Annotated in this window: 11 protein-coding genes; all 11 read left to right on the top strand. The window is 28.0% G+C overall.

The window, feature by feature from the left end; all coding sequences use genetic code 11:
* Window positions 1–1062, top strand: a 1062-nt coding sequence (locus tag K0039_RS16765; protein WP_331476774.1) for a SulP family inorganic anion transporter, incomplete at its 5' end; no start/stop codon positions are given.
* An 88-nt stretch (window positions 1063–1150) separates the two neighbouring features.
* Window positions 1151–2494, top strand: coding sequence for an MATE family efflux transporter (locus K0039_RS16770; protein ID WP_228106226.1), 1344 nt, complete (start codon window positions 1151–1153; stop codon window positions 2492–2494).
* Between the two features lie 66 nt (window positions 2495–2560).
* Window positions 2561–3382 carry a MerR family transcriptional regulator gene (locus K0039_RS16775; protein WP_228106227.1) on the top strand — a complete coding sequence of 274 codons (822 nt, stop codon included), beginning with the start codon at window positions 2561–2563 and terminating at the stop codon, window positions 3380–3382.
* A 169-nt stretch (window positions 3383–3551) separates the two neighbouring features.
* Window positions 3552–4202, top strand: coding sequence for a hypothetical protein (locus K0039_RS16780; protein WP_228106228.1), 651 nt, complete (start codon window positions 3552–3554; stop codon window positions 4200–4202).
* 189 nt (window positions 4203–4391) lie between these two features.
* On the top strand, window positions 4392–6293 hold the full coding sequence (gene cooS / locus K0039_RS16785; RefSeq protein WP_228106229.1) for an anaerobic carbon-monoxide dehydrogenase catalytic subunit: 1902 nt from the start codon (window positions 4392–4394) through the stop codon (window positions 6291–6293).
* Window positions 6286–6741 carry a 4Fe-4S dicluster domain-containing protein gene (locus K0039_RS16790; RefSeq protein WP_228106230.1) on the top strand — a complete coding sequence of 152 codons (456 nt, stop codon included), beginning with the start codon at window positions 6286–6288 and terminating at the stop codon, window positions 6739–6741. Before cooS ends, K0039_RS16790 begins: the two co-directional genes overlap by 8 nt.
* Window positions 6731–8029 carry an NAD(P)/FAD-dependent oxidoreductase gene (locus tag K0039_RS16795; protein ID WP_228106231.1) on the top strand — a complete coding sequence of 433 codons (1299 nt, stop codon included), beginning with the start codon at window positions 6731–6733 and terminating at the stop codon, window positions 8027–8029. Before K0039_RS16790 ends, K0039_RS16795 begins: the two co-directional genes overlap by 11 nt.
* A 238-nt stretch (window positions 8030–8267) precedes the next feature.
* Window positions 8268–10025, top strand: a complete 1758-nt coding sequence (locus tag K0039_RS16800; protein WP_228106232.1) for a sensor histidine kinase — start codon at window positions 8268–8270, stop codon at window positions 10023–10025.
* Window positions 10019–10771, top strand: a complete 753-nt coding sequence (locus K0039_RS16805; protein ID WP_228106233.1) for a response regulator transcription factor — start codon at window positions 10019–10021, stop codon at window positions 10769–10771. The genes K0039_RS16800 and K0039_RS16805 overlap by 7 nt, the downstream gene beginning before the upstream one ends.
* A 12-nt stretch (window positions 10772–10783) precedes the next feature.
* The gene (locus K0039_RS16810; RefSeq protein ID WP_228106234.1) at window positions 10784–11842 is read left to right on the top strand and encodes a BMP family ABC transporter substrate-binding protein; all 1059 of its coding nucleotides are present in this window, start codon (window positions 10784–10786) and stop codon (window positions 11840–11842) included.
* Window positions 11843–12063: 221 nt separating this feature from the next.
* Window positions 12064–13365: a pyrimidine-nucleoside phosphorylase gene (locus K0039_RS16815; RefSeq protein WP_228106235.1), complete on the top strand. Its 1302-nt coding sequence runs from the start codon at window positions 12064–12066 to the stop codon at window positions 13363–13365.
* Window positions 13366–13373 lie beyond the last annotated feature (8 nt).

Genomic DNA, 13373 nt, shown 5'->3' on the forward strand with positions numbered 1-13373 from the left:
AAGGTACAAATAGGAGGACCCACAGGTGCTTTTGTTGTAATCGTTTATGAAATTGTAAAAACCTACGGAATTGATGGACTTATTATTGCAACAATAATGTCTGGAATAATACTAGTCATTATGGGAATGTTGAAAATGGGAAATCTTATAAAATATGTTCCACAAACTGTTACAGTTGGATTTACTAGTGGAATAGCAGTTACTTTACTTATAACACAAATTAAAGATTTGTTAGGATTAAATATAGAAGATGTTCCTGCCGAAGCATTACATAAAATAGTAGCATATGTGGAAAATATAAATAGTTTTCATATAATTACATTTTTAATAGGTTTAGCTTGTATATTCATAATGGTATATTGGCCAAAAGTAAATAAAAGTGTGCCAGCATCAATAATTGCTTTAGTATTTGCTACACTAGTTGTAAAGATATTTAATTTAAATGTTGATACAATTGGAAGTTTATATTCTAATATATCATCAACTATACCAATGCCAAGCATTCCAAAAATTAATATGGATAAAATAATTCAATTAATTCAGCCAGCCATAACCATAGCAGTTTTGGCTTCAATAGAATCACTCTTATCTTGTGTTGTTGCAGATAAAATGATAGATGATAAACACGACTCAAATAGTGAACTTGTAGCACAAGGTTTTGGAAATATTGCCTCGGCTATATTTGGAGGGATACCTGCAACAGGTGCCATAGCAAGAACCGCTGCAAATGTTAGAAATGGAGGAAGAAGTCCTATATCTGGTATAGTCCATGCTATTACACTTCTTTTAATAATGATATTATTAATGCCATTAGCAAAAATGATCCCTATGACAGTTTTATCTGCAATATTAATAATAGTTTCTTATAATATGGGTGAGTGGAAAGAAATGAAGGAAATGATGAACTTACCTAAAATAGACGTGATAGTTCTTTTATCAACATTTATATTAACAATAGTATTTGATTTAGTTGTAGCCATAATAGTTGGTATGAGTATACATTTAATCTCTAATTTATTTATAAATAAAAGTGACGATAAAGCTACTGAAGAAGTTGCTTAATACATAAATATTTTTTTGAAATATATATTGACTCTATACTTAGTATAGACTTTATAATATACTTTAGTATTTTAACAGGAGGTATATTATGGTTACAGAATTTTTAAGTTACGCAATACCATCTGCTTTGGCAAACTTTATTTCGTCTTTATATACAGTAGTAGATGGAATATTTGTAGGGCAAGGTGTTGGTGATACAGCTTTAGCTGCCGTAAATATAGTACTTCCTTTTACTGTTGTATTATTTGGAATAGCAAGTATGTTAGCAGTAGGCGGAGGGGCATTAGTATCAAAAAATGTTGGTGCTAATAATATAGATAAAGCATTAAATATATTTAGACAAGTAATGAAATTATTATTAATAATATGTATAGTTACAACTATAGTTTGTGTAGCATTTCCAGAACAAATAGTTAGGATGCTTGGTGCAACAGATAATTTGGCGCCTATGGCAACTGAATACTTAAGATATTACGCAATTTTTTGCACACCAAATTTAGTAGGTATAGTACTAAATTCATTTGTTAGGAATGACAATAGACCAAAACTTGCAATGGTTTCAACTATAGCAGGTGCCATTACAAATGTAATTCTTGATTATGTATTTATATTCCCATTAGGTATGGGCATAAAAGGAGCCGCAATAGCTACTGGACTTGGACAAATAGTTACAGTTTCAATGCTATTACCACATTTCTTAAGAAAAAGAGGAGTATTAAGCTTTGGGAATGCATCATTAAACAAAGATACTTTAAAAGAAGTATTAAACGTTGGATTCCCATCATTCTTTGGACAATTAAGTTTTTCAATAATAGTATTCTTACACAATATCGCATTCTCAAATTATATGGGAGAAATGGGAATATCAACATATAGCATAATAAACTATATAACAACAAATATATATATGGTATTATTAGGATTAACATTTGGAGCACAGCCACTTATAAGTTATAATTTTGGTAGAAAAGATAAATATAAAATGCTTAAGTTTTATAAAATTAATGTAATATCATCTTTAGTAGTAAGTATAAGTGCAGCTGCAGCATGCTATATATTTGGAACACATGTAGTTGGCATTTTTACAACAGATCCTAAAATAGCTGAACTTGCTTATAATGGTATAAAAATAGCATGTCTTGCTTATATAGTAGGAAGTATAAACCTAGATACTTTAGTTTATTATCAAGCAGTGGAAATACCTTTATTCTCAAATTTATTCTGCATATTTAGAGCAATGGTATTTTTACCAATATGTTTATATGTATTGCCTAAAATATTTGGATTAAACGGAATTTGGGCAAGTGTTTTAATTTCAGAATCACTAACATTTATAGTTATGTATATAATTGCTAATGTAAAGAAATATACAGATATTGTTTTAAATAAAGAAAAAAAAGCAGAAGCACTTGAAGAAGCCGCTATAATGTAGGTATAATGAGGACATTAATATTTAAATTAATGTCCTTTTTGAATACATAATTTTGGAGGTGATGGATTGGGAAAATATTTATCTATTGGTCAAATGGGAAAATTAAATAACTTATCAGTACAAACTTTAAGACATTATGAAAAGGTAGGATTATTAAAACCTTCTTACATAAATGAAGATACAGGATATAGGTATTACTCTATGAAAGATTTTAATACTATAGATTTAATAAAGCAGTGCAAGGCAATGGGACTCTATTTAGAAGAAATAAAAGAGGTTACAAACAACTACACATCTTTGGAATCAATAGTTGATATATTAGGGAACCAAAAGAAAATAGTAACAGAAAAAATGAAAGAGTTAGAAAATATAAAAAATAAAGTGGAATCCTTAGAAGCTAAAATAAAGATATCTTTAAACATAGGAATAAATGACATTTTTATAAAACACAATGAAGAAAGAAAATTTATTCAGTATAACTTTACTGATCGTTTTTCTGATGAATTCGAAATTAACTTAAGAAAAATTCTTTTGGAAGTAGAAAGAGATTATGAAAATGTTAATGCAGAAATAGCTTTTACCATATCTTATGAAGATGTGAAAAGAGAAGGACGAGCAGAGTGCAAAAATGTAATGATTAATTTGGGAGAAAATGTGTCTTATAAAGACGATAAAATAATTTCAATGGAGAAAGGAAATTATTTGACCATGTATTTTGATGATACTTACAGAGATTCAGGAAAATATTATGAGGTGATTATGAAATACATAGAAAGTAATAATATAAAAACTATTGGAGATTTTAACGAAATATATATAATGACGAGAGTGGGAAACGATGGGAAAGAAAAATCCCTTGGACAAATAGAAATTTTAATAGAAGATTAGTTAAAATAAAAATAAGCTATCAAAAAAATTCATGATAGCTTGTTTTTATTTTTAAATTTTACATTAATTAATTATGTAATTTGTTGGTAATGTATATAATCTTTATAAGCATATATTTATATAGTACAACTTATGAATTAAGTGGGAATTTATGTAAGGAGGTATTTTATTGAAAAATAGAAGGAATTATTTACTTATAGGAATAATATTATTTGTTATCACAAGTTTGCTTTTTATAGGAAGTGTTGAATGGAAAAGTATAAATAGTAATAGTCCTAAGATAGATATGAATGTAAATACAAATTTTAATTTACCACAAAACCAAATAGAATATATACAGTCACTAGTAGGACTGGAATCAAAGGATATGAAAATATTGGACAATCCATTGAGAATAGAGGGAAGTTTTTATATACCAGAAGATACAATATTAAGTTTTGTTGATCACTATTTGAAAAATACAAACAATAAAGATATTGAAAATATAAAAATTACGATTAATGAAAATGGATTAACCATAGGAGGTCAATATAAGCTTCTTGCTTATTTAAAAACACCAATAGATATAGATATATTACCTACGTTAACTGAAGATAATGATTTGCGACTTAATTTAAAAGATATTAGAGTACTAAATTTAAGTTTAAATAACGATATTGTTGATGCTATAGCTGATAGTTGGTTTTCAAACTTGGACAATATTACTGTGGATAAGGGAGATATAATAATAGATAAAACTTTTTTTAAAAATACCAATATAAAATCAATATCTGTTGAAAAAGATTATTTAGTAGTAAATTTAAGTATAAGCCTAAAATAAAATTGATAGATTAGTTTCTATCTTTTTTTATTCAAAAAATACAAAAAAATGTTTAGGAAAAAGTTTTCTAGGTATCTATAATAATAAGGAAAATTTGTTAAATAATAAACTATCACAAAAATTAAGCTAATCAAAAATCATTTCTTAAGATGTCAAAATTAAAAAAGATTATTTTTAGGGGGAGTTAAAATGGATTGTAATAGTTGTAAAATGTGCAAAAGTGCAGATGAAAGATTGGAAAGTTTTGTAGCAAGTAAGGAGTTTGACACAGCATTTCACAGAACAGAAACTCAAAAGCAAAAATGTGGATTTGGTTTACAAGGAGTTTGTTGTAGACTCTGTTCAAATGGACCTTGTAGAATAACACCTAAATCACCAAAAGGAATTTGTGGAGCAGATGCAGACACTATAGTTGGTAGAAACTTTTTAAGAGCAGTTGCATCAGGATCAGCATGTTATATTCACGTAGTGGAAAATACAGCTCTAAATCTAAAACATGTGGGAGAAACAAAGGGAATAATCAAAAGTGAAAAAGCATTAAATCATTTAGCAGAAAAATTAGGAATAGAAGCTGATGACAAATATGAAAAATGTATTAAAGTAGCAGATGCAGTCTTAAAGGATTTATACAAACCTAGATTCGATAAAATGGAACTTGTTGAAAAAATAGGATATGGACCAAGAGTTGAAAAATGGAAAGAGTTAGGTATTATGCCTGGCGGTGCTAAGTCAGAAGTATTTGACGGAGTAGTAAAATCATCAACAAACTTAAACTCAGATCCAGTAGACATGTTAATGAGTTGTTTAAGCCTTGGAATTTCAACAGGACTTTATGGATTAACACTTACAAACCTTATAAATGATATAATGTTAGGTGATCCAGTTATAAGAATGGCACCAGTTGGATTTAGAGTAATAGACGAAGATTATATAAACATAATGATTACAGGACATCAACATTCAACATTTACATCATTCCAAGAAAAATTAAAAGAACCAGAAGTTGTAGAACTTGCTAAGGCAGCAGGAGCAAAAGGATTTAGATTAGTAGGATGTACATGTGTAGGTCAGGACTTACAAATTAGGGGAGAACATTATCAAGAAATATTTGCAGGTCATGCAGGAAACAACTTTACAAGTGAAGCAGTATTATCAACAGGTGCAATAGATATGATAGTATCAGAATTTAACTGTACAATACCAGGGTTAGAGCCAATAGCAGATGAATTAAAAGTTAAAATGATATGTCTTGATGATGTTGCTAAAAAGAAAAATGCAGAGTACGTTTATTTAGATAGAAATAAATACGATGAAATAGATAGAAAATTAATAAATGAAGCTTTAGAATCTTATAAAAATAGAAGAAGTGAAGTTAAAATAGATATACCAAAAGATCATGGATTTGAACAATCTTTAACTGGTGTTAGTGAAAAGAATTTAAAAGAATTTTTAGGTGATTCATGGAAACCATTAGTAGACTTAATAGCTAATGGAACAATTAAAGGTGTGGCAGCAATTGTTGGATGTTCAAATATGACTGCTGGTGGACACGACATAAATACAGTTGAGCTAACTAAAGAATTAATTAAGAGAGATATTATAGTATTGTCAGCAGGATGTTCAACTGGAGGACTTGAAAACGTAGGATTAATGTCTCCAGGAGCAGAAGAGCTGGCAGGAGAAAATTTAAAAGCTGTATGTAAACAACTTAATATACCACCAGTATTAAACTTTGGACCATGTTTAGCAATAGGTAGACTTGAAATAGTTGCAACAGAACTAGCAGCATACTTAGGAATAGACTTACCACAGCTTCCACTTGTACTTTCTGCACCACAATGGTTAGAAGAACAAGCACTTGCAGATGGAGCATTTGGTCTAGCATTAGGTCTTCCTCTACACTTGGCTCTTCCTCCATTTATAACAGGGAGTAAATTAGTGACAGAAGTTTTAACAGAAGGATTAAAAGATATAACAGGGGGTCACGTAATAGTAAACCCAGACCCTAAATCAACTGCAGATCAGTTAGAAGAAATAATAATAGATAGAAGAGTAAAACTTGGGCTAAAGGATGTGGAATCTTATGCATAGAATTTTAGTTGATAAAGACTTATGTAAAGGTTGTAAAAGTTGTGTTCTAGCTTGTATGCTAAGAAATAGTAATGCTGAAGATATATACACATTAGATTTAGATAGTATAGATACTGAAAGTAAAAATCATATAGAAATGGACAGAAATAATAACCCAGTACCTATATTTTGTAGACATTGTGATGAGCCAGAATGTGTAATGACTTGTATGAGTGGAGCTATGAGTAAAGACGATGAGACGGGAATAGTTTCTTATGATGAGAGTAAATGTGGATCTTGCTATATGTGTGTAATGTCATGTTCTTATGGTTTATTAAAAGTAGACGATAGAAGCAAGCAAAAAATATTAAAATGTGATTTATGTAAAAACGAAGAAATTCCTAAGTGTGTAGCTATGTGTCCTACAGGAGCAATTAAGCTACAAAAGGAGGATGCTTATGCTAGATAAATTATTTAATAAATTATCATCTAATAAAGAAAAAAATTATATTGAAATAAATAGCACTCCAAATAAATATGTGATTTTAGGAGCAAGTGCAGCAGGAGTAAATGCAGCAAAAACTTTAAGACAATTAGATCCAAAGGGGAACATTACACTTATATCAAAAGATGAAAAAATATATTCTCGTTGTATGTTACATCATGTGATTTCAGAACATAGAAGTGTGGAAAGTATTAATTTTGTAGATGCAGATTTTATGGAAAAAAACAATATAAAATGGATAAAAAATACTGAGGCAAAAAGTATAGACACTGAAAGTAAAATAGTAAACTTAGAACTAGAAAAGATAAGTTATGATAAATTACTAATAGCAACAGGAGCAAAATCTTTTGTGCCTCCAATAAAAAATGCAAAAGATGGAAATAAAATTTATTCCCTTAGAGATATTGAGGATGTAATCTATATAAAAGAAAAAATCAAAGATAGTAAAAAAGTTGCAATAATAGGTGCAGGCCTTATTGGCATAGATATATTGACGTCACTTTTAGATAAGGTAAATTTAGAAGTATCTTTAATTTATCCAAATGAGTATATATTAGATCTACAACTTGATAAATATTCAGCTAAAGTATATGAAAGTAAATTTATAGAACTTGGTGCAAAATTATATTCTTCTTTATCAGTAAACCAAATTGTACTAGATGATAATAAGAATGTTAAAGGTGTTGAACTGGGAGATAATAGCATAGTTGAATGTGATTTATTAATAATTGCTACAGGAGTTAGACCTAATACAGAAATTGTGGCTAATACTAATATAGAAGATAATAGAGGAATAGTTATAAATGATAAATGTGAAACTACAGTAAAAGATATATATGCGGCGGGAGATGTAGTTGGCAAAAATGCCATTTGGCCACTAGCTGTGAAACAAGGAATTGTAGCAGCTTACAATATGGCTGGAGTTGAAAAAATTATTGACGATAAATTTACTTTTAAAAATAGTATGAACTTTGCAGGGATACCAACAGTCTCTTTAGGAATAGTTATACCACCAGATGATACTTATGATGTAATTACTAGATGTGACAAGGATGGATATAAAAAGTTTGTTATAAGGGATAATGTAATAACAGGATTTATAGCTCAAGGTGATATTTCTTATACTGGATCTATTACTTATCTAATAAAACATAAGGTTGAAATACCTAATTTAAGAGATAGAGTATTTGACATTGGATATGCTGATTTCTTTTCTATGAAAGAAAATGGAGAATTTGAGTATAGCATTTAGAAAATTTTATATAAACTTAATAAAAACAGCTGATTTAAATAATCAGCTGTTTTTACATATTAAAAAGTATTATGTTATATTTTATAAGCTATAATGTAAATGATTATTTTTTATGTATTAGTGAGTGATGATGTATTAAAACAAATTTATTATGCAATATAAAATATAATTGATAAAAAAAAAGATATAGTTTAAACTTAATTACTATAACAAGAAATTTTTAAGGATGTTAAAGTAAATGGGAAATATTTTTAAAATGAGAAAAAGTATTACGTTAAAATTATTTTTGCTTCTATTTATGCTTATAGTATTAATATCATTTGCTATTTCCTTTTGGGAAGTGAAAAATACTAATAAAATAGTAGATAAAGAAATGAAAGTAATGAGGGAACAAGTTTTAGATGAAGTAGCAAATAATATATCTATTTTGTTATCTAATGTGGAGATCATGGGAGATAATATTGTAGTTGATAGTAATTTAATGGAAATATTAGCGACTTCATATAATGATATTTCTTCTGATAAGGATTTAGAAAAAAACACGAATTCTTATGTAGAAGGATTATTAAATGATGTGGTGTGGGAGTATGGAAGATATAATATGAAACCAGAACTATATATAGTAGGAAATAACGGATATACATACAGCACATATTCAAAAAATAAATATTATTTAAAAGACATAAAAAAAGAACCATGGTATGAAGAAATTGTAAAGGCAGATGGAGATACAGTTTTAATTAATACATATAAGGATGAAAATGGTATTGGACCTTATAAAAATATTTTTAAAATGGGAAGGTTAATTAAGGATATTATAACTAATGAAACCTTGGGAATTTTAATAATGGATATAAGTGAAACTATGTTGTATGACAGATATTCAAAAATAACAGATTATGGTTCTGATGTTTATATAACAGATTCAAATGGAAAAGTTATATCAAGCAAAGATAAAAGAAACATTGGTAAAAACTATGAAGATATATCAAAAGATAATGCAGAGTTTGAAGGACGTATTAAAAATAACACCAAAATTATTTCTAAAATTGAAGAATATAATTGGAAAATAATACAAGAAATACCTAGTGATATTAGTATGAAAATATCAAACCAAATTGTATCTATAACAACTCTTATAATAATATTAATAAGTTTTATAGCTTTAATAATTACATATAAACTTTCAAAGTGGATTACAAAACCTATTATACAGACAAAAAATAAAGTGCAAGAAGTAACTGGTGGAAATTTAAAATCCCACATTATTGTTAATAGAGATGACGAAATTGGAGACTTACAAGAATCATTTAATAGTATGGTAAACCAACTTAGTGCATCTATAGAAAATATAAAAGAGTCTGAAAAACAAAAGCGTGTTGCAGAGTTAAGCTTTTTACAAGCACAAATAAATCCACATTTTTTATATAACACCTTAAGCGGAATTAGATTTTTGATATCTATGGAGAAAAATGAAGAAGCTGAAGAAATGTTATATAGATTTACAAAGTTGCTTAGGTCTATATTACCAAAAGCAAGTGAAATGATTACTTTAAGAGATGAAATTGAAAATATAAAAAACTATGGTGAATTACAACAAATGAGATATCCAAATTCCTTTGTAATTGAATATTATATTGATGAAAAAATATTAGATTTTAAAATTCCTTCATTTATATTACAACCCATACTGGAAAATGCAATATTATATAGTATGGAAAAGGAAAATAATTTTGGAAATATAAAAGTTACTGCCTTTGAAGAAAATGAATATATTAAAATAATAATTGAAGACAACGGAATAGGCATGTCAAAAGATAAATTGACAAATGTATTAAATAAAGGTGCAAGTATAAACTCTATAGGTGTTACTAATGTACATGAAAGAATTCAATTAAATTATGGAATGAAATATGGATTGAAAATAGATAGTATAGAAGGTAAAGGCACAAAAGTTATATTTATGTTACCAAATTCAAGGGAGGATATATGCTAAATATTTTAGTAGTTGAAGATGAAGCGCCAATAAGAGATTGGATAGTATATAATATTTCAAAAATTTCAGATGATTATAAAGTATTAGGCAGTGCAAACAATGGAAAAGAAGGATTTGAATTAGCTAAAAGTCTAAATCCAGAAGTAATAATAAGTGATATAAAAATGCCACTGATGGATGGGATTGAGCTTACAAAAAAGGTAAAAGAAATAATGCCAAATGTTTACATAGTATTATTAAGTAATTATGCAGAGTTTGATTATGCAAAGCAGGCTATAAGTTATGGTGTATTTGAATATTTAATTAAATCAGATATAAGACCAGTGGAACTAAAAGAAGTATTTTCTAAAATTGAAGAAGACGTGATTGCTAAAAAAGAATTATTTATTAACAAAGAAGATGAAAGTACAGAAGTTAAAAATAATGAAAATAAATATTCAAAATCAATAGAAATGGCATTAGAATATATTAATTCTAATTATAAAGAGCCTATTTGCCTAGCAGATATATCTAAAAATGTATTTTTATCACATGAGTATTTTTCAAGATTATTTAAAGAAGAAGTGGGAGAAAATTTCTCAACATACCTTACAAATTATAGATTAAATAAAGCTGAATATCTTTTAAAAAATAGTGATATGAAGGTTGGAGAAATAGCCTTGGAAGTTGGATACCAAAATCCAAGTTATTTTTCTAAGACATATAAAAAATACAAAGGTATATCTCCTGATGATGATAGATATTAAAGGTGAATATAAATGAATAAAAATAAGATTAAAACGATATTAATATTATTTATAATAATGTTATTTATGATTTCTTTAGTAAATAGTAATGAAACAAATCTACTTAATAATGAAGAAGAAAAAAAAATATTTAAGATAGCTATTATATTTAACCAAACAGGACTTGGTGATAAGTCATTTAATGACTTATGCTATGAAGGTATGTTAGAAGCTCAAGAAAAATTAGGAATAGAATTTGATTATATACATGTGAAAAATAAGGATGATTATGATGACGCATATTTAAATTATGCAAAAGATGAAAAATATGATTTGATAATAGGATTAGGTGAAGAGCAAGAAGATGCTATTAAAAAAATAGCTGAAGAATATCCAAATCAAAGATTTACTATTATAGATTCCAAATTAAGTTTACCTAATGTTAGTTCAATATACACAAAGTGGAATGAGCAAACTTTTTTAAATGGTGTTTTAGCAGGGTTATGTATAACTGAAACCCAAAAAGAAGGTGATAGTGTAGGTGTAATTTTAGGTAAAAACTTAAGCTATTTGGAAGAAGGTGCTATTGGGTTTGAAGCTGGAGTAAAATATATTAATCCTAATATAAATGTAATAAAGGCTACTGTAGGAGATTTTGATAATCCAGCAAAAGCTAAAGAAATTGGCATTCTAATGTATAAAAAAGGTGTAAATTATATTCAACAGTTGGCAGGCCAATCTGGATTTGGCGTATTTGCAGCGGCAAAAGAAATGAATAAATATGTTTTTGGTGTAGATGCTAATCAAAATGTATATGAGCCAGATTATATAGTTTCAACAGCAACTAGATATGCAAATAAAATCATATACAATGAAATTGAGTCTTTAGTTAAAGATAAGTGGACACCAGGGATAAAAGAATTAGGACTTAAAGATGATGTAATAGGATATGAAAGAGAAGGATCTAATGTTGAAATTCCTTCTAACATAATTAAGAAAGTAGAAGAAGTAAAGAAGCTAATTATTAATGAAAAAATTATTATACCATCTACACAAGATGAACTAGATGAATATTTAAATAGTAAAAGATAACTCACCTTTATGGTGGGTTATTTTTTTATTAAATGTCAATATTTTTACAAAATGTCAAAATTATTATAGATTATTACATATTTCAAGTCTTATCTATAAAAATACATCAATATAGTTACAACAAACCTCAATATAATTTATATAAAGAAAATGTTTTCCTTTGTATAATTAAATATAGAAAATGTAGTGAGATAATTATAACGCATAAGGGGGAAAAACCAATGAGAATGTACGATGTTATATCTAAAAAAAGAGACAAAGAAGAATTAAGTAAAGAAGAAATAGAATTTTTTGTAGAAAAGTATACAAATGGTGAAATACCAGATTATCAAACATCTGCATTATTAATGGCAATATATATAAATGGATTTACAAAAGAAGAAACTGCAAATTTAACTATGGCAATGGTTAATTCAGGAGATGTAGTTGATTTAAGCATGATAGACGGAATAAAACTTGATAAACATAGTACTGGTGGAGTTGGAGACAAAACATCTTTGATTTTAGTACCTATGGTTGCAGCTGCAGGAGGAAAAGTTGCAAAACTATCAGGACGAGGACTTGGACATACAGGAGGAACACTAGATAAACTAGAATCAATACCAGGATTCAATATATCTGTGGAAGAAGATAAATTTAAAGAAATGGTACAAAATGCAGGACTTGTTATTGCAGGACAAACACAAAACTTAGTACCAGCAGATAAAAAAATATATGCACTGAGAGATGTAACTGCAACAGTTGATAGTATACCTTTAATAGCCGCAAGTATAATGAGTAAAAAAATAGCTTCAGGATCTGATGCCATATTACTAGATGTTAAATATGGTGAAGGTGCATTTATGAAAACAGCAGAAAAAGCTGAAGAATTATCAAAAGCTATGGTTAATATAGGAAAAAATTTAGGAAGAAATACTTCTGCTGCAATAACTTTAAATGGTGAACCTTTAGGATATGCTATAGGTAACGCTCTTGAATTAAAAGAAGTTATAGAAATATTAAAAGGAAAAGGACCAGAAGATTTAAGAGAGCTAGTTCTTCAATTAGGATCAAGAATGTTAATGCTTGGGCAGTTAGTTGAAACTATGGAAGAAGGAAGAGAAAAGTTAGAAAAATGCTTACAAGATGGAAGTGGACTGGCTAAATTAAGAGAATTAGCAGTACTTCAAGGAGGAGATCCGTCTGTAATAGACAATCCTGAGTTATTTACAATAGCACCCCTAACTCATGAAGTTAAAGCTACTGAAGAAGGATATGTATATGCATTAAATGCTGAGAAAGTAGGAATATCTTCATTATTAACAGGGGCTGGAAGACACACTAAAGAAGATGATTTAGATTATGGGGCAGGCATTATTTTAGAAAAGAAAATGGGAGATTATGTGAAGGTAGGAGATGTGTTAGCAACTCTTTATTCATCAGATGAATATAAGTTTGGAAAAGCAGAAGAAGAGTTATTAAGTGCTTATATTATAGCAGGTGAAAAAGCTGAAAAAGCTCCAATAATTTATAAAATGATATAAAAATTAAA

Source organism: Terrisporobacter mayombei (assembly GCF_020748465.1).
Classification (GTDB): Bacteria; Bacillota; Clostridia; order Peptostreptococcales; family Peptostreptococcaceae; genus Terrisporobacter; species Terrisporobacter mayombei.